At 45.0% G+C, this 23,625-nt stretch carries 17 protein-coding genes and 4 tRNA genes; 6 read left to right on the top strand and 15 right to left on the bottom strand.

Going from position 1 to position 23,625, the window contains the following annotated elements; all coding sequences use genetic code 11:
• Positions 1 to 39: 39 nt before the first annotated feature.
• Both tcdA and mltA read right to left on the bottom strand, forming a co-directional pair.
• Positions 40 to 852 (bottom strand): tRNA cyclic N6-threonylcarbamoyladenosine(37) synthase TcdA, encoded by an 813-nt coding sequence (gene tcdA / locus Xsto_RS05425; protein ID WP_099124362.1) that lies wholly within the window; start codon positions 850 to 852, stop codon positions 40 to 42.
• A gap of 116 nt (positions 853 to 968) precedes the next feature.
• The gene (gene mltA, locus Xsto_RS05430) at positions 969 to 2,084 is read right to left on the bottom strand and encodes a murein transglycosylase A (protein ID WP_099124319.1); all 1,116 of its coding nucleotides are present in this window, start codon (positions 2,082 to 2,084) and stop codon (positions 969 to 971) included.
• A gap of 225 nt (positions 2,085 to 2,309) precedes the next feature.
• On the opposite strand from mltA, the gene Xsto_RS05435 reads away from it, so the two are divergent.
• From Xsto_RS05435 to Xsto_RS05450, 4 genes are all read left to right on the top strand, one after another.
• Positions 2,310 to 2,386: transfer RNA gene (locus Xsto_RS05435), tRNA-Met, on the top strand.
• 52 nt (positions 2,387 to 2,438) lie between these two features.
• Positions 2,439 to 2,515, top strand: a tRNA-Met gene (locus Xsto_RS05440).
• A gap of 52 nt (positions 2,516 to 2,567) precedes the next feature.
• Positions 2,568 to 2,644, top strand: a tRNA-Met gene (locus tag Xsto_RS05445).
• 52 nt (positions 2,645 to 2,696) lie between these two features.
• A tRNA-Met gene (locus tag Xsto_RS05450) sits at positions 2,697 to 2,773 on the top strand.
• 49 nt (positions 2,774 to 2,822) lie between these two features.
• Here Xsto_RS05450 and Xsto_RS05455 read toward each other — a convergent pair.
• Positions 2,823 to 3,173, bottom strand: a complete 351-nt coding sequence (locus Xsto_RS05455) for a DUF2834 domain-containing protein (RefSeq protein ID WP_099108940.1) — start codon at positions 3,171 to 3,173, stop codon at positions 2,823 to 2,825.
• A gap of 116 nt (positions 3,174 to 3,289) precedes the next feature.
• On the bottom strand, positions 3,290 to 4,534 hold the full coding sequence (gene amiC / locus Xsto_RS05460) for an N-acetylmuramoyl-L-alanine amidase AmiC (RefSeq protein ID WP_099124320.1): 1,245 nt from the start codon (positions 4,532 to 4,534) through the stop codon (positions 3,290 to 3,292).
• Between the two features lie 241 nt (positions 4,535 to 4,775).
• Here amiC and argA point away from each other — a divergent pair, with 241 nt between their 5' ends.
• Positions 4,776 to 6,110 (top strand): amino-acid N-acetyltransferase, encoded by a 1,335-nt coding sequence (gene argA / locus Xsto_RS05465; RefSeq protein WP_099108942.1) that lies wholly within the window; start codon positions 4,776 to 4,778, stop codon positions 6,108 to 6,110.
• 8 nt (positions 6,111 to 6,118) lie between these two features.
• Here the strand turns inward: argA and recD are convergent, their stop codons facing one another.
• From recD to Xsto_RS05505, 8 genes are read right to left on the bottom strand one after another with little or no spacing between them, the layout of a single operon-like run.
• Complete coding sequence (gene recD / locus Xsto_RS05470) at positions 6,119 to 8,050, bottom strand: exodeoxyribonuclease V subunit alpha (protein WP_211284293.1); 1,932 nt, start codon at positions 8,048 to 8,050, stop codon at positions 6,119 to 6,121.
• Positions 8,051 to 8,069: 19 nt separating this feature from the next.
• A complete protein-coding gene (gene recB, locus Xsto_RS05475) occupies positions 8,070 to 11,684 on the bottom strand; it encodes an exodeoxyribonuclease V subunit beta (protein WP_099124322.1) in 3,615 nt (1,204 codons plus the stop codon).
• Positions 11,681 to 14,566, bottom strand: a complete 2,886-nt coding sequence (gene ptrA, locus Xsto_RS05480; protein ID WP_099124323.1) for a pitrilysin — start codon at positions 14,564 to 14,566, stop codon at positions 11,681 to 11,683. The genes recB and ptrA overlap by 4 nt, the downstream gene beginning before the upstream one ends.
• Positions 14,567 to 14,591: 25 nt before the next feature.
• The gene (gene recC, locus Xsto_RS05485; protein ID WP_099124324.1) at positions 14,592 to 17,972 is read right to left on the bottom strand and encodes an exodeoxyribonuclease V subunit gamma; all 3,381 of its coding nucleotides are present in this window, start codon (positions 17,970 to 17,972) and stop codon (positions 14,592 to 14,594) included.
• Positions 17,941 to 18,345 (bottom strand): prepilin-type N-terminal cleavage/methylation domain-containing protein, encoded by a 405-nt coding sequence (locus Xsto_RS05490; RefSeq protein WP_099124325.1) that lies wholly within the window; start codon positions 18,343 to 18,345, stop codon positions 17,941 to 17,943. Before Xsto_RS05490 ends, recC begins: the two co-directional genes overlap by 32 nt.
• Positions 18,346 to 18,367: 22 nt before the next feature.
• Positions 18,368 to 18,832, bottom strand: a complete 465-nt coding sequence (locus tag Xsto_RS05495) for a YgdB family protein (protein WP_244590342.1) — start codon at positions 18,830 to 18,832, stop codon at positions 18,368 to 18,370.
• 4 nt (positions 18,833 to 18,836) lie between these two features.
• Entirely contained in the window at positions 18,837 to 19,448 is a 612-nt protein-coding gene (locus Xsto_RS05500) for a prepilin peptidase-dependent protein (RefSeq protein ID WP_099124326.1), read from the bottom strand.
• On the bottom strand, positions 19,445 to 19,939 hold the full coding sequence (locus Xsto_RS05505; protein ID WP_099124327.1) for a prepilin peptidase-dependent protein: 495 nt from the start codon (positions 19,937 to 19,939) through the stop codon (positions 19,445 to 19,447). Before Xsto_RS05505 ends, Xsto_RS05500 begins: the two co-directional genes overlap by 4 nt.
• A 349-nt stretch (positions 19,940 to 20,288) precedes the next feature.
• Between Xsto_RS05505 and Xsto_RS05510 the strand changes: the two genes are divergently transcribed.
• Positions 20,289 to 20,954, top strand: a complete 666-nt coding sequence (locus Xsto_RS05510; protein WP_099108950.1) for a hypothetical protein — start codon at positions 20,289 to 20,291, stop codon at positions 20,952 to 20,954.
• A gap of 57 nt (positions 20,955 to 21,011) precedes the next feature.
• Here Xsto_RS05510 and Xsto_RS05515 read toward each other — a convergent pair whose 3' ends face one another.
• The 3 genes from Xsto_RS05515 to lgt form a co-directional block, all read right to left on the bottom strand.
• Entirely contained in the window at positions 21,012 to 21,632 is a 621-nt protein-coding gene (locus Xsto_RS05515) for an RES family NAD+ phosphorylase (RefSeq protein ID WP_099108951.1), read from the bottom strand.
• Between the two features lie 253 nt (positions 21,633 to 21,885).
• Positions 21,886 to 22,680, bottom strand: coding sequence for a thymidylate synthase (gene thyA / locus Xsto_RS05520; protein WP_099108952.1), 795 nt, complete (start codon positions 22,678 to 22,680; stop codon positions 21,886 to 21,888).
• Entirely contained in the window at positions 22,677 to 23,594 is a 918-nt protein-coding gene (gene lgt / locus Xsto_RS05525; RefSeq protein ID WP_241537898.1) for a prolipoprotein diacylglyceryl transferase, read from the bottom strand. Before lgt ends, thyA begins: the two co-directional genes overlap by 4 nt.
• Positions 23,595 to 23,625 lie beyond the last annotated feature (31 nt).

The raw sequence follows: 23,625 nt of genomic DNA on the forward strand, positions 1-23,625 counted from the left end.
TTCATTATTCACCCCGCCTAGAAATGCGGGGTGACATTGCTAAAGACGATTCTCCCGCTCTGCCTTGGCGACCATTTTCTTCAATGCGTGAGAGACTGAAACAAACCCAAAAGTTGCCGTAACCATGGTTGCGGCACCAAAACCAGAAGCACAATCCATCCGTTTCGAGCCATCAGCCGTACTTTTAGCCGCACACACTGTGCCGTCAGATTGTGAGTATACCAACTGTTCTGTTGAGAAAACACAGTCGATACCCAGTTTTCCTTTACCGTTTTTCACAACACGATAATCAGATTTCAGGCGTTCTTTTAATTTAGCAGCCAAAGGGTCTTGCACTGTTTTAGCTAGATCCACTACCTGAATCTGAGTGGGATCGAGTTGCCCGCCAGCGCCTCCGGTTGTCACCACAGGGATCTTATAACGACGGCAATAAGCGAGCAAAGCAGCTTTCGGGCGAACACTGTCAATAGCATCAATGACATAATCAAAATCCGCCGATATCAGTACCGCCACATTATCCGGTGTAACGAAGTCATCAATACAGGTGACGCGACATTCAGGATTGATTGCCCGTATCCGCTCCGCAATCACGTCGGTTTTTGCTAACCCGACATTCTGTACCAGTGTGTGCAACTGGCGGTTAGTATTCGTGATACAGACATCATCCATATCAATCAGCGTGATCGCCCCGATGCCCGTGCGAGCCAACGCTTCCGCCGCCCATGATCCTACACCACCAATACCGACAACGCAGACATGTGAACGGGCAAATAATGAAAGCGCTTTCTGGCCATATAACCGTGCAGTACCAGCAAAACGTTGAAGATAAGCATCAGAGAGAGAAACTTGCATCATTAATAAATCCTGAATAAAACCTATCCCAGCTGATACCGTTATTTCCTGACAGGTAATCGGTCATGAATAGATAAAAGATGATAGGTGATCGATAGTTTGAACTGAGCAGGATCTTACTGGTTTGCCGCCAAAAAGCCAGTTGATGCTTTCTTTAATATCCAGACACGTCCATAGTGATTATAGAAACCAGCCATTTCTCCGGCGCTGCCACCAACACCATGATAAATATCAAAATGGTGGCCTTTTATCGCCCCGCCGACATCCAGTGATACCAACAGACGCATACGGTATTGCCCGGTGAACTGGCCCAAATTATCCAGTACAGGCACTTCTGCCAGTAATACTGTTCCCGGCGGAACCAATATTTTATCTGATGCCACTGAGGCTTTGGCAATTAAAGGCACGGCGCTGGCTCCCCGAACCGGGGTATATGGTTCCGGTTTAAAAAACACAAAAGACGGGTTTTGCTCCAGAATTTGCCTCACATCAGATTCATTATTCTGTTCAGCCCACTGACGAATCGCTTTCATTGACATTTTTTCACGGGGAATATCTCCCTTATCGATCAATGCCCTGCCAATGCTGCGATAAACCTGACCATTTTTCCCGCCATAGCCGAAAAACGTTAGCGGGCTGTTATCACCAAAATCCACATAACCACTTCCTTGCACTTCCATGAAAAAATTATCAATCAGGGAATTACTGTAGCCGATGATCCATTTTTTATCGAGGGCACCATTATAGATAGCTGAGCGATCCGGTAAGCGGGAAACTGATTTATCCGGCATCCGGTACAGAGGATATTTAAATTCCCCTTGCCTGCTGTGGCGAGCATGCAAAATAGGCGTATAGTAACCCGTAAATTTGACATTACCGTAGTTGTCTTCGCCTTCCATCTGATAAGCAAGCAGACCGAACTGATTTAAATTGCGGACATCACCACCATACTGAGTCCAGTTTTCAATCGCATCAAAAGTTGCGCGATGGTTGGCATATAGTTTGGGAGAAGTTTCACTGATTAATCTCACCTGAGTGGCAAAATCACTGATATTGACGGGAGAGCCTTGCGTATTTGGTGTATCAACCAGCCGGAAATCCTGAGTAAAATGGCCATCCTTATACTGCTGTCCTTGTCCAGTTTGCTGCCCTTGTTCAGGCGGGCGCTGATGACAAGCAGATAGTAAAGAAATGGCGACGCCACATAAAAAATATTTACTCCAAAGTTTCATATTATGCTCCATTTCCTGCCATCCCTAATCTGACAGCGAACAATATCAAACCTGTATAAATAATAAAATGTAGTTAGAAAAAAATAGATTATGCTACTTAAATCACAAGTGAACAAAAATAAAACAGAGCGCTTTGTTTTTAACCCATAAGCAAACAAAATTGGTAAATATCAACAAAAAAGCTTGCAACGGAAAGGATCCAGAGTATAGTGTGCCCACATCGGACGCGGGGTGGAGCAGCCTGGTAGCTCGTCGGGCTCATAACCCGAAGGTCGTCGGTTCAAATCCGGCCCCCGCAACCAATTCGATATCACGTTTATCGAAACAATTTAGCATTTGCAGTAGTTAGACGGACGCGGGGTGGAGCAGCCTGGTAGCTCGTCGGGCTCATAACCCGAAGGTCGTCGGTTCAAATCCGGCCCCCGCAACCAATTCGATATCACGTTTATCGAAACAATTTAGCATTTGCAGTAGTTAGACGGACGCGGGGTGGAGCAGCCTGGTAGCTCGTCGGGCTCATAACCCGAAGGTCGTCGGTTCAAATCCGGCCCCCGCAACCAATTCGATATCACGTTTATCGAGACAATTCAGCATTTGCAGTAGTTAGACGGACGCGGGGTGGAGCAGTCTGGTAGCTCGTCGGGCTCATAACCCGAAGGTCGTCGGTTCAAATCCGGCCCCCGCAACCAATTCTCAGATTCACATCTTTATTTCTTCCTTTTCAGATTCCCAATTAGCTTATTCATTCCTGTAATTTTCTTCTTTTTCAGCAAAATTTACCGCCTTTTCCATATACCTTGCTCTCATATAGAGAAATAATGGTAATGCGAATGATACACCAATACACAAACCTAACAGGGAATAAATGCCATTTGACATTTTCAGGCGCCTGCTTTCATAAACAACAAAGAAAATTAAAACAATAGCTGAAATAACAACATCAGCCACAAAGAAACAAGTGGCATCATTTCCCAATAAAAGCTGTATAAACAAAGATATGTTTAAGCCATTTTCGGCTAAAAACAGGAAAACAAAATACCACGGGATTACTGCACCTAAGATAGCCAAAACTAAGTAAAATCGCGTCATGATGTAAACCCTTAATTACTTTATTCCAGTTAAATAGTCCTATTAACACAATATACTGAGATTAACCGGCATCTAATATGCTAGATAAAAAACTCTAATTTTTTTGGGAAAATATTTCACCTTCGTGCTAATTCTGCCCCATTTTTAAAGTAGGCTTTAATACCCGAAAAAATAGACTCTGCTATTTGCTGCTGGAACTTCGCAGTACGTAGCTTTTTTTCTTCTTCCGGATTACTGATAAAGGCAGTTTCAACCAGAATGGACGGTATTTCCGGTGCTTTTAATACGGCAAATCCAGCCTGATCGACACTGTTTTTATGCAGCTTATTCACTTTCCCCATTCGTGTCAGGACCTCATCCCCGAATTTCAGGCTGTCATTGATCGTCGCGGTCTGAACCAGATCCAGCATGGTATGATCCAGATACTTGTCACCACTTTTACTGACTCCACCAATCAGGTCAGCCTCATTCTGAGTCTGAGCCAGAAAACGGGCCATATTACTGGTTGCCCCTTTGGTCGACAGCGCAAATACAGAAGAGCCCCGAACCGTACGATTAGTAAAAGCATCCGCATGGATAGAGACAAACAGGTCTGCCTGCATTTTACGTGCTTTTGCAACCCTGACAGTCAACGGAATAAAAACGTCTTCATTGCGGGTCATATATACTTTCATCCCCGGCTGACGTTTAATGAGAGCCTGCAAGCGACGGGCAATTTGTAAAACAACATCTTTCTCACGGGTTTTATGCTTGCCGATAGCGCCCGGATCTTCACCACCGTGCCCCGGATCAAGCATTATCACAACCGGTCTGTCTTTTCCTGCCTTGCCGGCTTTTTTCCTCTTTGGCGGCATATGCTTTTCCAGATTTCCGCTGTTGTACTCTTCCAACAGCGCCAGTAACGGATCATCATCAACTTTCGCTGCTTTTGGATAGAGATCCAGCACCAGACGGTGTTTAAATCCCGCAACCGGTGGCAAAGTAAAAATATACGGTGAAACAGATTGTTTAATTTCAAATACCAGACGTACCGTTTTAGGATCAAATTGCCCGGCTCGTATCAGTTTCAGATAAGGGTCATTTTTCTGAATCTTCGAACCCATACTGCTAAGCACACTATTAAGCTGAACCCCTTGTAAATCAATGACAATACGGTTTGGGTTCACAAGTGAAAACTGACGGTATTTAAGAGGAATATTAGACTCCAGCGTCACGCGGGTATAACTCGATGCCGGCCAGATACGGACAGCAATCACTTTTGATGCAGCAGCGTGCCCTACGGGGCTGATACTTAATAGCCATAGAGCCGCTGTACCTTTCAGTAAACGACGACGCGAAGAATTATGGTCTGAATGACTCATTATTTATTCCATTTAAAACAATCAAACAGTAACTTTTGTTAAAAAGCAAAAGACAGTCAGGTGGGAAACTCTAATTAATTACAACCAAACTGTCATCAAAAAAAGCATTTCCTGTCCCTTCAATAGCTTAATACCCATATAAATAATAGTATTCTTTTAATCCGTACTCACTCTTGCCATTTCTTCCTCAATGAATAAAAATATAAAAAACACGAATAAAAATTCATTAAAGGGGAGCTTCATGAAAGAAAGTAGTACCGAATTGGTCGAAATCTTCCGGCATTCGGTTCCGTATATCAATGCACATCGCAACAAAACTTTTGTCGTTATGCTGGGTGGTGAAGCTATCGCCCATGAAAACTTCCCGAATATCGTCAATGACATCGGTTTGCTGCACAGTCTCGGCATTCGTCTGGTTGTCGTGTATGGTGCCCGCCCGCAAATCGATCAAAATCTCACAGAACATCACTGCCAGCCGGTTTATCACAAGTACACCCGGGTAACCGATGCCCGAACACTGGATTTGGTTAAACAGGCCGCAGGCCTACTACAACTTGATATTACCGCCCGCCTTTCTATGAGCCTCAGTAATACACCATTACAAGGCGCTCATATTAATGTCGTGAGCGGCAATTTTATTATTGCTCAGCCTTTAGGTATTGATGATGGTATCGACTATTACCACAGCGGAAAAATTCGCCGAATTGATGATGAGGCCATAAATCAGCAGTTAGATAATAATTCCATTGTACTGATTGGGCCTGTTGCTGTTTCCGTTACCGGTGAAAGTTTTAATCTGACAACGGAAGAAATTGCCGCACAACTGGCAATTAAACTGAAAGCCGAAAAATTGATAGGGTTCTGTTCATCACAAGGGGTCACCGATGCTGAAGGACATACCTTATCAGAAATGTTCCCCAATGAAGGAGAAACACGACTGAATAATCTGGAAAACGCCGGTGATTACTCCTCCGGAACAGTACGTTTTCTGCGTGGAGCCATTAAAGCCTGCCGCCGTGGCGTTCGGCGCAGTCATCTGCTCAGTTATCAGGAGAATGGCTCACTCATTCAGGAATTGTTCTCCCGCGAAGGCATCGGCACCCAGATTGTCATGGAGCGATCCGAACAGATCCGCCGGGCTAATATCAATGATATTGGAGGCATCCTTGAGTTGATCCGCCCACTGGAGCAAAAGGGAATTCTGGTTCGCCGTTCACGCGAACAACTAGAAATGGAAATCGATAAATTCACCCTGATAGAACTCGATAATATCACTATCGCCTGTGCAGCACTCTATTCCTATCCTGAAGAGAAAATCGGCGAAATGGCCTGTGTTGCTGTACACCCGGATTATCAGAACTCTGCGCGCGGTGAAGTTTTATTGGGTGCAATCATTAATCAGGCTAGGCAGAGCGGGCTGGAAAAATTATTTGTTCTGACCACACAAAGCATTCACTGGTTTCAGGAAAAAGGCTTTGAACCCGCAGAGATTACGATGTTACCGGTGGAAAAACAGGCGCTGTACAATTACCAGCGCCGCTCCAAGATCCTGATGTTAAACCTGAAAATCCATTAAAGAAGAAATTAGGCTTTAAACCATTCGGCCAGCCCACTCCGTCTTTGAGTGGGTGTTGCTACCGCTTTAACCAGAACTGCTTTATGCGCATAAATAGTCAGTTTCTCACGGGCGCGGGTCAACGCTGTATAGACCAGCTCCCGGCTGACAACAGAAGAAAACTGAGTCGGCAGCACTAATGCCGTGTGCTCAAACTCAGAGCCCTGTGATTTATGTACTGTCATTACATATGCTGTCTCATGCAGAGGCAATCGACTCGGTTGGAAAGGCTTTATCTGCCCGTCAGATAACTGAAAATAGGCTTTCAGCTCATCATTCTGATCCTTCAGCATAATGCCGATATCCCCGTTAAACAGCCCCAATGTGCTGTCATTACGTAGGATCATAATCGGCCGACCGACATAGCCCCGGTTTTCTTTTTCTGCGTATTCTTTTTTGATGTAGCTGTGCCGATTACCTGTATATCTCGGTAAAACAACCATCCCTTTACTATGCAATAATTGCTCTACTCTCTGATTTAACCCACTGACACCAAATGGCCCGTCCCTTAATGCACTGAGTAATCTGAAACGGTTAAACTCGGCCAGAATCTCCTTTTCAGAGGCTCTTTCTTTCACCAGAGTCAAATATCGTTGATAACCTTCAGCAGTTTCAGTCAGTAATCGCTGATAATCTTCATCATCAGCCAGAGTGTTAAAGTACACATCAGACAAAGGTTGTTTCAGTACCGTGGAAACACGCCTGCTATTCCCCTGATTGACCGCTGAGGCCAGTTGCCCGATGCCGGATGCGGAATTAAAACGATAACTTTTACGCAGCAAACATAAGCTATCACGTACTGCCAACGCCGCATCTTCCGATTCAGGCTCTGAATATGATGCTAACTGGCAGCCAGTTAACCGGGACAATTGTGCTGCACGAGCCACACTGTAACCCTGTTCCGCAAAGCGACAGATATCCCCTAAGACCGCTCCCGCTTCCACAGACGCCAATTGATCCTTATCCCCCAGAAAAATGACTTTCGCTTTTGCCGGCAAGGCTTCAATCAGACGGGCCATCATCGGTAAATCCACCATAGAAGCTTCATCTATGATCAGAATATCCAGAGAAAGCGGATTACCCCGGTGGTAACGAAGTTTCTGGCTTTCCGGTTGTGCTCCCAATAAACGATGAATAGTTTGCGCCTGATCAGGAATACTCCGTCGCTGTTCATCCGTCAAAGCAAGCTTACTCACCGCTTCACTAAGCGATTCCGTCAATCTGGCCGCCGCTTTCCCCGTCGGAGCAGCTAGCTGAATACTTAATTGCCGCCCCTCATTCAGCTTAATTAACGCAGCCAGTAGTTTTGCTACCGTCGTTGTTTTCCCGGTTCCGGGGCCGCCAGAGATAACGGAGATACGGCTGGTCACCGCAACCGCAGCGGCTACTTTCTGCCAGTCAGTTGCCTCTTCATCAGCCAGATCTTGATCAATAACACCAAATAACTCATCTAAGATGCTGCGTAACTGTTTTTCATCAATATCGTCCGCCAATGCCACATCAGCAAAAAATGCCGCTACCTGACACTCACTCTGCCACATACGCTGTAGATAAAGGCGATAATCAGAAAGCCCACGCAGGGAAAGTATGATCGGTGTAGGAGACTGCCCGTCCCCAATGGCAGGGCAGGCCTGCAATGCAGAAATAATCTGTTGCCGGGAAGGTTCCCCAGCCAAAGACCAGAGTGATGCCACCAGCTCAGGGTTACGCCCTTCAAATAAATGTTCAGGAGTAACACGCTCTAAGGGCAGACAAACATGACCGGCTCCCGCTTCCGCACTCAAATAGGCGGTAATTAATAACAGCAATGGGTTTTCATCTTCAACCATCGCATAGGCAAATTGTACATCCAATGGGCGCAGTAGTTTCTGGGCCACTGCCTGCTGCAATAATGACATCATGACATTCATAGAACTGCACTCATACCTTCTCTTCTTCACCAGCCGCGCTGAAAAGCGCATCCAGTTCATCAACAAACTCAACCGGCGGCAGATAGCGATAAATACCATGCCCCGGATTATTATTATCGATGCCACGCAGAAAAAGGTATATCACTCCACCAAAATGCTGCCGATAATCATAGTTCACCAGCCGATGACGCAGATAACGATGTAAGGCCAGTGTATAGAGCTGATACTGTAAATCATACCGATGCTCTATCATAGCTGCGGCCATTGCTTCCTGAGTATATGAACCGCTACTTTCTCCCAGCCAGTTTGATTTATAATCCACCACGTAAAACTTACCCTGCCAGCAAAACACCAAATCAATAAACCCTTTCAACATGCCTTTCACCTGATGAAAAGATAATGGTGTGCATTGTGCTGACAATGGATCATAACGGTGGGTCACCGCATCCAGCGCATTAGAATGCAGCAACTGATCAACAGGCAGATAAAACTGCATCTCGTTTTGTTGATGATGGCGCGGAATATCCGCAAGGCGCATACCCTGCTCATTCAATTCTGCCGTCTGAATATCTGTCATCCATTGTTGCAAAACCGGTGCCCAGCTTTCATCAAACCCTGCTGTTGACAGTTTTTCTTCCAGCCAAAGCTGACCCGGCTGGGAACTGAAATCCAGATCTTCCAGAATAGAATGCAAAAAAGTCCCCGCTGTTGCTCCACGGGGAAAAGTATGCGGTGTCATCAGCGATGATGGTTCAGCCTGTTTTTCACCGCTGACATCAATATCCAGTTTCGGTGCAATGGATTGCACAATCACTTCCACCGATTCACCGAATGCGCTGGTATGGAGCAGGGAAGATGAATGTGCAGACGAGTTTTGTAAGCCGGAATAACTGGTCACTCTCCAGTCATCCCGAATGAAACGCCGAAATTTTCTGGCAACCAGAGACAGCGTATTTTCCCGTTGTGGATCCCACTGTTCATCTCCGAAATCTTCTGGCTGTGTCACCTGAATATTGTCATCCCGGAGTTCATCTAGGCTACGCAGCAGTAATTCAGCATTGCCTTTTTCCCCTTTCTGCACCAAATAACCAAGAGCAGAAAAGTGTAAATCCGTATCTCCGCTTTTTTTCCTATTGCCGACAATCAGCGGCGCAACACCGACACTACAGTGATATACCGAACGCGTCAGAGCCACATAAAGCAGACGTAAATCTTCAGCTAAACGCTCTTCATCCGCTAATTCCAGCTTCTCACTATCCTGAAACATACTGAAATGGGTATCAAAATTCTGACGGTCATGATAAATGGCCTGCTCCTGTCTCCTGAAACTGCAAATAAAAGGCAGCCAGACCAGCGGGTATTCCAGTCCCTTTGATTTATGAATAGTGCAGATCTGTACCAGATGCTTATCACTTTCCAGCCGCATTTGCTGGCTTTCTGACTGTGGATCAGGGCGGGAAATCTGTTGTGCCAGCCAACGAACGACTGCGTGTTCACTATCCAGTTGTAATGATTCTTCCTGCAACAGCTCACCGATGTGCATGATATCAGTCAGACGACGCTCACCTTCGTAACCTGCCAGCAGGTTTTCTGCAATCTGATATTTCCCCATAACCGCCCGCAGCATCGGCAGAACACCACGTGAACGCCACAGCCGCGCGTAACCATCAAACTCATCCACCAGCTTATCCCATTTATTTTCATCATGGTTCAGCTCATCAATCTGACGGGCACTCAGACCGAATAAACTACTGGCTAATGCACTTCTTAGTACACGTTCTTTTTCCGGTGCTAACACCGCCTGTAAAAGCCAGAGCAAATCTTTCGCTTCCAGCGTATCAAACACGCTTTCACGATTGGAAAGAAAGACCGACTGGATTTGCAGTTCATTCAATTGATCACGGATCAACGCTGCTTCACGGCGATTGCGCACCAGTACCGTAATATCCGCCGCAGTAACCGGACGGCACTTTTCATTTTGTTGCAAGCAGGCATCACCGTTTTGCCCTGCCTGTAACCAGTCTCTGATTTGGGCGGCACACAGTTTTGCCATCCCCTTTTCATATTCACCCTTTGAAACGCCTTCTACAGACTGAAGCCAAAACTGTAAGGCCGTCTGTTCCTGACCATTGAGCAGGAATTTCAGGTTCTGATTTTTCTCTGCGGAATTGACATGAATAAACGGGATCTGGTCAAACAGAAACGGCTTCTCAGTATGAGAAAACAGCGTATTAACAGCTTGTACCATCGGTGCGGAAGAACGCCAGTTAGTTTCCAGCGTGTAATGGGCGCTGACCTGAGAACGAGCCCGGATATATGTGAAAATATCCGCGCCACGAAACGCATAAATAGCTTGTTTAGGGTCGCCAATGAACAACAGGCCATTTTCCGACTGATTACGATAGATAGCCTGAAAGATCCGGTATTGTTGCGGGTCGGTATCCTGAAACTCATCAATCATGGCAACGGGATAGCGCTGCCTGATCGTCTCCGCAAGCTGCTCTCCTCCTTCCCGTTTCAGGGCAATGTCTAATCGCGTCAGCAGGTCATCAAACCCCATATACCCACGCATCAGCTTTTCCTGATTAACGGACTGGCGTATTTCAACAATCGCTTTAGAGAGGATAATGTCGCGCAGAGTCAGCGGTTGCTGATATAAATCATCAATAGCAGCAAATACAGGATGGTGGGGAATCTCGCCCTTTTTGGCCTTTTCTTCCAGCCTTGACTGGCAGAATTTATCCAGTTTTTCAGCAAGCTGATAATCTCTGGTTTGTGAGTTGGCCCATTCAGAAACCTCATTCAGCCAGTTAGGCAGATTTTTCTTACTGTAACTACGCTTATCTACCCCAGAATTTTCAATCAGCGCCTGTAAATCCGGTATTGCTTCATTCCACTGCTGTTTTACTCCGTCGATCAGGGCAATTATCTTTTCATGTCGGCTGACTAAGGTTTCATTCTCATCCGGCGCATTAACGATATAAGGCATGTCCCCCTGCAAATGGGCTAAAACATCCATCAGCAGAGCCTCCGGCCCACTCCATTCCTGACTAATTACCGTCGCCATTGAAAGTGATAAGGGGTAACAGTGACGACGCCAGAAATCTGCACACCCCTGCTTACGCAGAGGATATTCATCCTGAATCAGTGTCTGCTCGAACAATACACCGGATTCAAACGCATTATGCACCAGCATTCTCTGACAAAAACCGTGAATCGTGTAAATTGCCGCTTCGTCCATCTGACGTTCAGCAGCCAGTAGCCAAGCGGCGGCACTTTGCCTGTCAGGGATCTCGGCCAGCAATTGCTGATAAACCGGATCACTCACGTCGTTATCCTGCCGAATACATGCCAGCCGTAGCTGGTGAATATTGTCACGGATACGACCACGTAATTCATCTGTTGCAGCTTCGGTAAAAGTTACAACCAGGATCTCTTCAACATTAAGAGGACGGAAAAAGGCGGCATCGCCGCCCAGTCCGAGTAACAGGCGCAGGTAGAGTAAACCTATCGTATAGGTCTTTCCTGTTCCTGCTGAAGCCTCAATTAGCCGCTGACCATGCAACGGCAATGTTAATGGGTTAAGTTTATGAGACGTTATGTTACTGAGTATTTCTGTGCTCACTGAGCATTCACCTTAACCGGTAGTTTTTTCTGGAAGGTGGATACATTCGGATAAGTTTTCCAACCTTTCAACTGCGCATATTGATGAAGTGAGCCTTTCTTCCCGGTAATCTGTGAAATAAGTGCCAATCCCTGACGTTTCATGACTGCTTTATCGTAAAACTCCATCAATTGTGCTTTAGTCACTTTTTCAAGAGAAGTCAGTAATTTTTCTCTGGTATCAAAACTGAAGTTATTACGACCAAAGTCATGACTGTAACGGGATGCCTCTCCAGAAAACGTTTGTGGCGGCTGACGCATTTCCGTGAGTAATGACGTTTTATACTGCTCAAATTCAGCATCAGACATCGCCCGTAATTTCTTTTCAGCCTGCTGATAGAAGCTCAGATATCGCTGGTGCAGGTAATCCGGCTGCTTGCTGTTACTCTGCAACAGGAATCCCAGCCCCCACTGCTCTCCGACCCTTGTATTGAAAGCGAAAACTGCATAGCCCAGTTGTTCTGTTGTTCTTAATTGATCATAGAACCAGGGAGATAAAATGCTACTCAACAGATTGGAATAGACAGCACCAGTACTGCGATCATATCCCGTTGGAATATAAATCTCAGCCAACGCATTATCGGTGCTGCTGGCAGTACCTTCGAAATTCACGGCATAAGGGCGATCCAATTCGATATGCTCACCACTCCACCATTCTGTTCCCTGATTCCCGAGCTGTTTATGTGCAGAGTTAATAATGTCAACGCTTTGCTTTTCAGTTAAATTGCCAAAGATCATCGCTTGTAAAGCAGCACTTTGGATCATCTTCTGACGGTATTTAATAACATCATCAATGCTGACGCCATCCAGTGATTTCAGGAGTTCAGCCTGTTCGATATAAGGCACGCCGGATAAGCGGGAAACAGGCTGCATTGCCATTTCATAAGCTTTGCCTTCATTCGCCATTTCCAGTTGGTTACGATACCAGGACTTCGCTTGTTGCAGCTCAGTCTGAGTTGGCCTAAATGCCATGTACTGGCTAATGGTAGAAGTTAATAATTCAGGTAAATGCTGAGTATAACCATATACTCCTATTTGCAGACCATCCGCATACCCGACTGATGCACTCATACCGGCGACTGATGCCTGATAGCCAAGCTGATGCAGTGCAAGATCAGATAGATAAGATAACAGTGAGTAGGTCACCTGTTCTTTAGCACTTTTCATACCATCAGCATTACGTAGCTCCAGCACGATGTTTGCTTTCGGTTCATCCGCAAAATATTGGCTCGGCATATAAAGCAAACGCACATTAGGCTGTTCCAGAATCATTCGGGGATGTTTCTGGCTACCCGATGCTTTAATCAGAGTTAAGTTATCAGGAATATAAGGGTTCAGTTCCGGTAAAGAAAATGACATTCCTTTTTCAAGTTTTTGCCATTCCTCAAGCTGTTTTGGGCTGATTTTATTAACCTGATACGGTGCCTGAACAAAATAAGCTTCTTTGTTGTGTGGCTCTTCCGGGCTGGTAAACCAGATGCGGGCATTTTCAGGTGTCAGTTGATCCAATCGTCTGAGAATGGCTTTAGGATTATATTTATCAGCAAGATAGGGGGCATCCAGCACATGGGAAACCGGCACTATCAGCATCGTATCGGCTAACGATTCAATATAGTTCATATCCCGTACGATTGATGCGTACTTGAATGACAAATTGAATACCTTAACCATTTCATCAAAATAACTCTGTTGAATGCCTTTCTGCTTCAACAGGTTAATGTAAGAAAAGATGGCAGCAATAACCTGATCACGCTGTTGAAGGCCTTTGTCGGTCAATTCGACATAAATACTGAATGAACCCGAATTACCATCAACATTTGGGTTAGCACTGGCGCTGATCCCTTCGGCTAATCCTTGTTTCAGTAACCAATCAGATAAAGTATTTTCACTGCGGTTTTCAATCAGATAACTAATGTAACCCTCGGTTTTACTGCGAAAATTCGCAATTTCATTAGGAATACTGAACTCCAGTTGCAATGATTTGTACGGTTTGGATGGCACATAATGGATAATGATGCCTTCTTCCTTCTCCGTTATCGCCGGGACTGTGATAGCAGGCACAGAAGCATTCCGATTAGGAATACGGCCAAAAGTCTCTGCGGCAATTTGAGCCAGTTTGTCTATAGGCTGTTTTCCATACAGCACCCCTTTCATTAGATTGGCTGAATAGTAGCGCTGATAAAAATCCATAAGTGCCGTCTGTAACTTACTGTCTGGCTTATCTTTCAGTGTTTCCAGATTACCACCAGCAAAACGGGCGTTAGGGTGGGCCGGATTAAGCGTTTCTGAACGGATCTGCCAGATTCGATGCCCTTCACCTGCACGGGCAATGGTCATCTCGTTATCAACGGCATGACGCTCACGATCTGCATTGACCGGATCCAGCAAAGGCTCGGCCAGTGCATCGGCCATACGATCTGTCGCCTCTGCTAAAGCTCCATTATCAACTTCCAGATAAAAAGCGGTTCTGTTAGATGAAGTGCTGGCATTACGGCTTCCTCCGTTTTTCTGCAAAAACTCGGCAAAACCGCCCGGCTGAGGGTAGCGTTTAGACCCCATCAGCACCATATGTTCCAGATAATGGGCCAGCCCAAGCTGATTATCCGGGTTCTCCACATGACCGACAGGAAGTGCTACAGCCGCCAGAGACTTAACCGCTTTTTCATCTGAAACCAGCAGGACTGTCATACCATTTTGCAGTTGGATAGCGCGATATTCACGTGAGTCACGTTCACTTTTATGAATCGTTTCCGGTAACGGCTGCCAAGACGGTTTGGCATATACGGTGACTTCCCAGAAAAATAAAAAAAGCATCGTCATGATGCGAATAACATGTTTAGGCATTACCTAATATTCTCCCTATTGCCTGTTATGTCTTTTTTAGATGGTGCGCCATCGGTAACAAATAACTCTGTACCTCGTGTTTCATGCGAACCCAAAACGATTGATCTACCTGCCTGAATGCCCTTTGAGTATATGCATCGTTAATTTCACCATTTTTTCCTTGTGCTCCCAGCCATTGCAGCATTAATTTACTTTCTGCTTTTTGCTGAGTTTCTTCACTAAAATCGATCTGCTGGTTTTCCCTGTCATAACAAGCCTCAAGCCATGCCCAACCACTCCGGCAAAATAGGGGAAGAGGCTCTGTCATTCCCTGAAAATAACCAGCAACCAGATGATTCAGATAATCTCTGGCTTCGTTAACCGATAATGACGAAAAACGCCATGCACTGTTTTCTCTTCCATATATGCGGCTTTCGCCGTCTCCTCCAGAAAGGCAATAGGCAAGGTGCTCAATCCATAGTTGGATACCATCATTGGCAGTTAAGTTCGCTGGACGCCAACATAAAATTCCATCCGGTTGAACTTTATTCACCTTTCCGGTCAACGTGACAGTATCCAATTCATAGCATAGCTCAATAACAGAACTCTCTACTCTCTCTTCACGGATCTTATCTGCCAGTAACTGCATCGCTTCCAACTGATTAAGCCAGTACACTTCCCCAAATGCGCCATGCGGCAGCCCGCCAGATGCACGCAGGTGATAAAACAGCGATTCAGGCTGTTCCTGTTCAATCAGGATATTTAGCAATAGTTGGTTGAATTGATAACGTTGCAGGTGATCCAATACAAAAGGCTCTTCTTCAGGCAGCTCCGTTTCTTCAATAACAAAATGGACTTTCAGTGTTTGCTGGAAGAATGCCCTGACCGGATGGCGATAGAACCGCACCAGCTCATCCAGTGATACCTCTTTTATTTCGCTGGTGTCACAATCTAATGGCTGACCAAAATAAACCGGGGAAACGCCCTGCAAACTGGCCGCCGGCAGCCATTCAGCCGCATAACTTTGTTGTTCATGTTCAGGCTGAAAATTTTCTATCGCAAAAGGGACACGGGTATGCTGGAGCAATAAATAGTTTCTGATCCTTTTTGCGCTGTCATCAACATTCAGCATCTCATCTTCCGGCAAGCGGCAACTCTGGCAAATATAATCCAGCAATTCATTCACCAGCACGGAGGGGTTGCACTCTTTATCATCGCGGATGGATTTACCGATATAGCTGACATAAAGACATTCTTCTGCTGAGATCAAGGCCTCCAGAAACAGATAGCGGTCATCATCACGCCGTTTCCGATCACCTCTCTGGCTTTTTTCTGCCATGAGATCAAAGCCAAGTGGCGGAATAGTTCGCGGATAAACCCCATCATTCATTCCCAGCAGACAAACAACTTTAAAAGGAACAGAACGCATGGGCATCAGGGTACAGAAATTCAGTGAACCCGCCAGAAAACGCTGGCTTATCTTTTCATCATCAAAACGAAGTGCCAGTTCATCACGCAACAATACCAGCGGTATTTTTTGGTCATAATGCGCATACAGGCCATTTTCTACTACTTTCTGCCATTGCTGGGTAATCAATGCCAATACCAGTTCTGTTTCATGATCTGCAATAAAAAAGGTTTCCAGCAATTGCGGACAAATACTGAGCCAGTCCGCCAGAAGCTGTTCTTCACTCAGGATCTTGCGCCAGCGGTTTAGCTCCATCAGAAACTCAGCCAGTTGCCCTGCCAGCTCTGCTGCCAATCCGCTGGATTCATCATAAGGTAAAACATCATTCCACGGCCCAGCATGGCTATCCATCGCATAACCCAATAGCATACGTGTCAGGCCAAAATGCCAGGTATTCTGCCCTGTAGCAGGTAGGGACAGCGCTTCAATATTGTCATCGTCCAGCCCCCAACAGATCCCGGATTCTTTTACCCAACGACGTAATAAACGCAGCCCTTCTTCCTGAATTGAAAATTTACCCGCCAGTGCCGGGACTTCCAATAGTGCCAATACCTGCTCTGCGGTAAAACGGCTTTGAGGTAAATCCAGCAGCGTAATGAAAGCCTGTAATACCGGATGTGCCTGACGGGCTTTACGGTCAGAAATAGCAAAAGGAATATAACGTTCACTCGGGGCATTACCGAATACAGCCTGAATATAAGGTGTATAACTGTCGATATCCGCCATCATCACAATAATATCCCGTGGCGTCAGAGAGGGATTTTCATCTAACAGGCGCAGGACATAATCCTGTAAAACTTCCACTTCTCTTTGTGGGCTATGGCATGAGTGAAAAGACACTGAGCGATCTTTTCGATCGATCGGACGTTTTTTCAGGCTATTACTGAATGTGTTTTCCGTGGAACCAATCTGGGCATGATCTTCAAGGTCCAGAATATCACGCTGAATCTGATGTAAAAGGCAGCCCGGCTCCTGTTCAACAAAGCCATGAATATCAGCATCTGGCTCCAGCTGTGACAGCAGATAAAGATTATCTCGTCCCAGTTTTCCCCATGATGCCAATAACGGATTACTCAGTTCCTGTTCACCTTCTTCGTTGAAAAGAGAAGGGGCATTCTCTGGGTCTCGGAACCGCTCTAGGTTTTTCTGAGTGCGATAATGTTTAGGTTTACGGCTGTTCAGTCTGGCGAGAAATGTATAACTCTGAATATCCCCCCAATAATATTGGCATGGGTTGGTAAACATCAGATGGATATCAATCTGTTGCCCCAGCGCCTTAATTACCTGCATATAAGTGGGTGGCAGGGAAGATATGCCACAGATAAAAACCCGTGAAGGCAGTTTTTCTCGTGGAAAATTGCCCTCTTCCAGCGTTGAAATAAACCGGCTATATAAGTTGGCACGATGCCACATAGGCTGCTGCAATTGAAGAGTATATTCGTTCAGTGCAACCCATAGCCGCTTTTGCCACTCCTGACTGGCACTCAGCCCTTCAACAAGTTGCCCTTTTTCCCAACTTTCCAGCCATTGCGGACGATAAACCAGATACTGGTCAAACAGGTCAGCTACCCTACCCGCCAATTGGTGAATTTTGCGTTTATCGTTATCCTGATCAAGATAATGCCTGAGTGCTATAAATTCAGGTTCTGTTAACAGATCAGGTAAAAGTGTCATCAGTTTCCATTTCATAGCATCTTTGCTGAATGCACTTTCTTTAGGAACGTCCGGTAATACCACAGTGAACATCTGCCAGATAAACGTTGCCGGTAGTGGAAACTCGATATTTGCCGCAATCCCCAGTTTTTCAGCCAACTGAATTTGCAACCACTGTGACATACCGGGGCTTTGAACCAGAATCACTTCTTTGTCAAATGGGTTGGCGAGAGGTTTTTCCCTAATAAATCTCGTCATCAACTCCTTCAGAAGATCAAGTTGATTTGAATGATAAACTGTAAACATCAATACTCCCACCTGCACAAAACCAGCGTTCTAATTTACCTGAAGGATTATAGCCTTTTGTCACCTTCACCGTTATCCGGTAGCACCCCGATAATTCAAATTCCTGCTGAAACTCAGTTTCCCACCCTTGTTGTGGAGCTGTTTCATCCCGTGGAGGTTTGCCTTCTGATGGTTCATATCGTTCCAATTGTTCATGTGCCAGCTTTACTGCCTTGAGTTGCAGCCAGTACTGCTGAAAATTTGATGACAGCGCCTGATGGTAACGCATCAAACCTAACAGGGAGATAGCGAACACCACAGATGCCACCATAACCTCCGGCAAACTTATGCCACTCTGTCGGTTATTTCTCTGGTTTATCGGGGCTATTTTCATAAACGATTTTCATAAACAACGTTCATAAACAAAAAGCAGCCTGAGTCACAGGGCAAAAATCCAGCCAGCCACTTTCAGTAGGAATAAGTGTATCCCGATTTAAGTATTTCATCCGTTTCATCCATTGATAAAATTCAAGCTGTTCTCCAGATGCAAACTGTGCCGTTCCCCTTAACAGAAAAAGATTGTCCTCAAAGTGCCGGAGGCAGCTTTTCAGATAAGAGCCGGGCTTTTGTAAACAGTACCAGTTTTCCAGTTCTTGTGACTCAAGCGGCCATGACTGGACTTTTCCCCACGACAGAGATGATTCTGCCTGTTGAAAAGCATTCAGATACCGTTGTTCATCGAACATCATTAACATGGCGTTTTCCTGTTGATAATGAAGTGCTTTCAGCGTCATCAAACTTAATGTCAGCATCATAAGAATAGAGATCAATAAGGCATTTCCGCTTTGCTGTTCGCATCTTGAATACCCGTGTTGATTCACCGAATTATTTCCTGATATTACGCAACCGGATTGTGGTGCGATAATGATGAATAATAGAAGGAGATTTCACCCAACTGGCCTTGATGGATAACGTGATAAATATTACCCCATGCGGTGACCGCGATTGTTCAAGGTGAAACTTATCAATATTTACCTCTTTGGGATCAAAAAGCCGTTCCCAGCCATTGTCCTGACAGTTTACCGCCCCTCTTTTCCATTCTAGAATGCGATTATTTAGCCGATAACCAAAGAATTCAGAGGCTGCATGTTCAGGTTCTTCCCAGCGATTATTTAAATTAAGATCAAAAGCGATAATAAAGCAGGAGTTTATAGATTCAGCCTGTTTATTTTGGATCACCAGCGGTTCCCCTTTACATTGCTTTCTGTTCAGGCAATAACCCGCTCGCCGGAGATCTTTTTCCATCATATGTACCACTCGGTTGACCAGATAATGAAGACGATACTGACGATAAAGATCGAGTATCTGACTCGATAAAACCGGATAGGTTTTTGCCATCGCAATAAAAATGACACTACCAACCAACATGGCCACTAACACTTCCAACAGGGAAAAACCTGACTGTTTTTGCCTGCAATAGCCAATAGCCCAGCTCATAGGTTTTTTATTCCCTCACAATCAGGCAGCTGATTTAGATTATTACTGCATGTCCTGATCCTGCCCCGCCCTGAGATCACAACACTTATTTCTCCGGCAGCATTTGCCAGCGCAAAGCTGGCTGGCATTGCGGTATTCCGGATACCATAAAAATCAATTCGATGGCTGGTTGCTGATGCCAGAAACACATCATCATGGGGGGAGCTAACCCGTTCGCCCTCACCTTCATGGCAATCACTGCTTTTAGTGACTGATGAAACCAGACACCAGGGCGGACCGGTCACCAGCCATAATGTCCGTTCCCGGTTCTGATAATTAGCCAGAGCCTGCTGCCTCTCCATAAACGACAACACATTCTGCGCTGCCGATTGTAAGTGCAGGCTGTTCTGATAATTTCCCCAGCTATACAGCCCCCAGAGCAGACTCATAGAAACTAAAACCATTGCTACCAACAGTTCTAATAGCGTGAATCCATTTTGTTTATTCCCCATCAGTATTCAGCCTATGCCGCAATTCATTCCGACAGGTAAAATATCTTCAATCCGAAAGAGAGTAAAAGCGTCAGTTTCTATTTATGCGAGAGGATTTGAGGAAAGAAATCAGTATATTGCGGGGTTACATTTTATTTGCGAACCTGCTCGGTAATATCACCAAGAGACTCTGGAATCATCGTACATCTGAGATGTGAGTAAAACCATTTCCGCACAGTTGCAATAATGACATAACTGATTGAAATTTGATCGCATTAATGATTTAATATACTATGCTAAATATAAAATCGTTAATAAAATAGCTTACCTTCTGCATATTTCAAGATGCAACTTACATAAGGAGTATCAGATGAACACTTATGCCCAAGCCCGTGATTACAACGACACGGATGTAGTGATAGACCGCATTGCAACTGTTTCTGACATCATAAGAAAAGCATTTACCTCAGGTCAGGCCCATATCGATAAACGTATATTGGGAAAGAGTGATGTTGAATTTATGTTTGAAGTTCTGGCCAGCACAACTAAGGCGATGGCAATAGAAGAAATTACTCCTGAAAAGAAAACGCTATTGCGCCGCTTAAAAAGTAAGCTCATTTTCATGGAAAACCTGAAAAAAGATGGCGGAGTACTTTCCTCCTCAGAAGCTGCCAAGCAATTAGGTGTATCGAAAGTGACCGTTAAAAATTGGAAAGATGCGGGAAAACTGTTAGCACTAAATATTGATGGGGAATTTTATTTTCCAGTATTTCAGTTTACTGATAACAGCAAGATTTCTAATAAAGGTGTATTAAAAGGAATTGGTCAATTACTGCCTTTACTGAAAGAAAAAGGGTTTAGTGATCGCCTGCAATATTCATTCTTTATGGAAAAACGTAATACCGCATTGAATGGCATATTTCCAGAAGGAAAAGAATTTAGCGTTGCCCAGTTATTACAAGAGGGGGCATCTGATGCCGTTATGCAGGAATTGCATCATCTTGTTCACTTATACGGCTCTCAGGATGCCGCATAATCAGGAAAAGGGGGATAATTTTCCCCTATCTGTCTTTATATTCTATAAATTTCAATATCAGCCTTCTTCTACCGGAATTCCTAATTGTTCTACCAGAATATCTGCCACAGCTTCTCCCTGATATTCAAATTCACTAAGGCGCTGTATAGAATACGCTTTAGTGACTGCAATTCCGGTTCCATCGGGAACATCATGCCATAGAGCAAAACATTCTTCAGTCGTCACGTTAGAAGAAAATTTGATCCCATTCAGCCCAGCTACATGGACTTTTTTGGCCAGTAATTGAGTTGTTTTCCGGGATGATGTGGTCATATCGTTGAGTGTCAACGAGGTTTTCTTTATTAATTTTGTTGTATCAAGGAGCTTCAGATCCTTTTCGATGACAACAATACCAATATAGAAATTTTCCAGATCAGATTCCCGAATCCCCAACTTCCCCTGAAATACTTCTTTCATTGCCGTCAGGGGATCACTCGCCAGATACATTGTGCCATTTATCCCGTCAGTTAAACCAAAACGGGTATCAGTACCAGTCGGATTGAAAAAGACACAACTTCCGCCATGCTCTCCATGTTGCAATCGTATTTTTTCACTACTTGACGGTACTTTCATTGAACAGGCGTGAAATATATCCTCCGAAAAACTTTCCACTTTTTTTTCAATAGATTTACTTTTCATTTCAAAAACTCTCACTCTTTATTGGCTGTGATGCATCTTGAAATCCATGCAGTATATCTTTGTCACTTTTTCGTTAATTTATTTCTTCTGTGAAGGGTATTCAGGTTTTCCAGAAATGATAATTTATTAAATTGTTTTTTTCTTTACTGGTTTACTTATCCAATGATATCTAAATATAAAAAGAATATTTCCATCCCCAAAACGGGGACGGAAAAAATAGGTAATTATTTTTACTGACTGAATTAAATCAGAATTAGATTGCAACCGGTGCTTTAATACCCGGATGCGGGTCATAGCCTTCGATTTCAAAGTCTTCGAATCGATAATCGAACAACGATGCTGGCTTACGTTTGATAACCAGTTTCGGCAATGCGCGCGGTTCGCGGCTCAGTTGGAGTTTCGTCTGTTCCATGTGGTTGTTATAAAGGTGAGTATCACCACCCGTCCAAACAAAATCACCCACTTCTAGATCACACTGCTGAGCCATCATATGCACCAACAATGCGTAGCTGGCGATGTTAAATGGTAGCCCCAAGAAAACATCACAGGAGCGCTGGTAAAGCTGGCAGGACAGTTTGCCATCTGCCACATAGAACTGGAAGAAAGCATGACATGGTGCCAGTGCCATTTTATCCAGTTCTCCGACATTCCAGGCAGAAACGATGATCCGACGCGAGTCCGGGTCACTTTTCAACTGTTCAATAACGCTGGTCAGCTGATCAATCTGGCGGCCATCCGGTGCTCCCCATGAGCGCCACTGTTTACCATAAACCGGGCCTAAATCACCATTTTCATCAGCCCATTCGTCCCAGATACTGACACCATTTTCATGCAGGTATTTGATATTAGTATCACCATTCAGAAACCATAACAATTCATGAATAATGGAACGAAGATGGCAACGCTTGGTTGTCACCAGCGGAAAACCCTCCTGCAAATTGAAACGCATCTGATGACCAAAGATCGAAAGTGTTCCTGTGCCTGTGCGGTCATCTTTTGCTGTGCCTTCTTCCAGCACTTTTTTCATTAAATCCAGATACTGTTTCATTTTGCCTCTTGTACCTTGTCTTTCTGCGTATTTTTTCGCGTATTGTTGCCGGTATTATTGTTGCTGGGACGTTTATAGGCCCATATCATCATCAATATCCCGACTAAAATCATTGGGATGGAAAGGATCTGCCCCATACTGATCCCATCAAATAATCCGAGTTGGGCATCAGGCTGACGGAAAAACTCAACGATGATGCGGAATGCACCGTAACCGATCAGGAATAATCCTGAGACGCTTCCCATCGGGCGTGACTTACGGATAAATAAATTAAGGATGATAAACAGTACGATGCCTTCCAGTATCATTTCGTACAGTTGTGAGGGGTGACGGGGCAGAACACCATATTTTTCCAGAATAGGCCATAAAGAAGGGTCTTTAGTTGCCAGTGCGATGTCTTCACTTTGAGAACCGGGGAACAACATTGCCCACGGTGTATCAAGCGTAACACGCCCCCACAGTTCGCCATTGATAAAGTTACCAATGCGCCCCATGCCTAAGCCAAAAGGAACCAGTGGAGCAACAAAATCGGCGGTTTGCAGGAAGTGACGTTTCGTCCTGCGGGAGAACCACCACATGGCACAAATAACACCGATCAGCCCGCCGTGGAAAGACATCCCGCCATCCCAGACCTTAAACAGATACAGGGGGTTCTCCATAAACACCGGGAGGTTATAGAACAGAACATACCCGAGACGCCCGCCGAGGAATACACCGACAAACCCCGCATACAACAGGTTTTCTACTTCGTTCTTCTCCCAGCCACTATTTGGTTTTGCTGCCCGACGATTTGCCAGCCACATGGCAAAAACAAAGCCAACCAAATACATAAAACCGTACCAGTGAAGTGATACCGGCCCGATTGAGAATATGACCGGATCAATATTAGGAAATGCCAGATAGCTAGTGCTCATCGTTCCCCACTAAAAATAATGTTGTGTGAAT

Origin of the sequence: Xenorhabdus stockiae (assembly GCF_002632825.1) — a bacterium.
GTDB classification, from domain to species: Bacteria; Pseudomonadota; Gammaproteobacteria; order Enterobacterales; family Enterobacteriaceae; genus Xenorhabdus; species Xenorhabdus stockiae.

Excerpts from the sequence above, each read along its gene's own strand:
- Xsto_RS05490 (WP_099124325.1), bottom strand. The coding sequence starts at position 18,345 with ATGAAAATAGCCCCGATAAACCAGAGAAATAACCGACAGAGTGGCATA.
- Xsto_RS05500 (WP_099124326.1), bottom strand. The coding sequence starts at position 19,448 with ATGAGCTGGGCTATTGGCTATTGCAGGCAAAAACAGTCAGGTTTTTCC.
- Xsto_RS05505 (WP_099124327.1), bottom strand. The coding sequence starts at position 19,939 with ATGGGGAATAAACAAAATGGATTCACGCTATTAGAACTGTTGGTAGCA.
- Xsto_RS05515 (WP_099108951.1), bottom strand. The coding sequence starts at position 21,632 with ATGAAAAGTAAATCTATTGAAAAAAAAGTGGAAAGTTTTTCGGAGGAT.
- recC (WP_099124324.1), bottom strand. The coding sequence starts at position 17,972 with ATGTTTACAGTTTATCATTCAAATCAACTTGATCTTCTGAAGGAGTTG.
- recD (WP_211284293.1), bottom strand. The coding sequence starts at position 8,050 with ATGATGTCATTATTGCAGCAGGCAGTGGCCCAGAAACTACTGCGCCCA.
- Xsto_RS05455 (WP_099108940.1), bottom strand. The coding sequence starts at position 3,173 with ATGACGCGATTTTACTTAGTTTTGGCTATCTTAGGTGCAGTAATCCCG.
- mltA (WP_099124319.1), bottom strand. The coding sequence starts at position 2,084 with ATGAAACTTTGGAGTAAATATTTTTTATGTGGCGTCGCCATTTCTTTA.
- Xsto_RS05510 (WP_099108950.1), top strand. The coding sequence starts at position 20,289 with ATGAACACTTATGCCCAAGCCCGTGATTACAACGACACGGATGTAGTG.
- lgt (WP_241537898.1), bottom strand. The coding sequence starts at position 23,594 with ATGAGCACTAGCTATCTGGCATTTCCTAATATTGATCCGGTCATATTC.
- amiC (WP_099124320.1), bottom strand. The coding sequence starts at position 4,534 with ATGAGTCATTCAGACCATAATTCTTCGCGTCGTCGTTTACTGAAAGGT.
- tcdA (WP_099124362.1), bottom strand. The coding sequence starts at position 852 with ATGCAAGTTTCTCTCTCTGATGCTTATCTTCAACGTTTTGCTGGTACT.
- argA (WP_099108942.1), top strand. The coding sequence starts at position 4,776 with ATGAAAGAAAGTAGTACCGAATTGGTCGAAATCTTCCGGCATTCGGTT.
- thyA (WP_099108952.1), bottom strand. The coding sequence starts at position 22,680 with ATGAAACAGTATCTGGATTTAATGAAAAAAGTGCTGGAAGAAGGCACA.
- ptrA (WP_099124323.1), bottom strand. The coding sequence starts at position 14,566 with ATGCCTAAACATGTTATTCGCATCATGACGATGCTTTTTTTATTTTTC.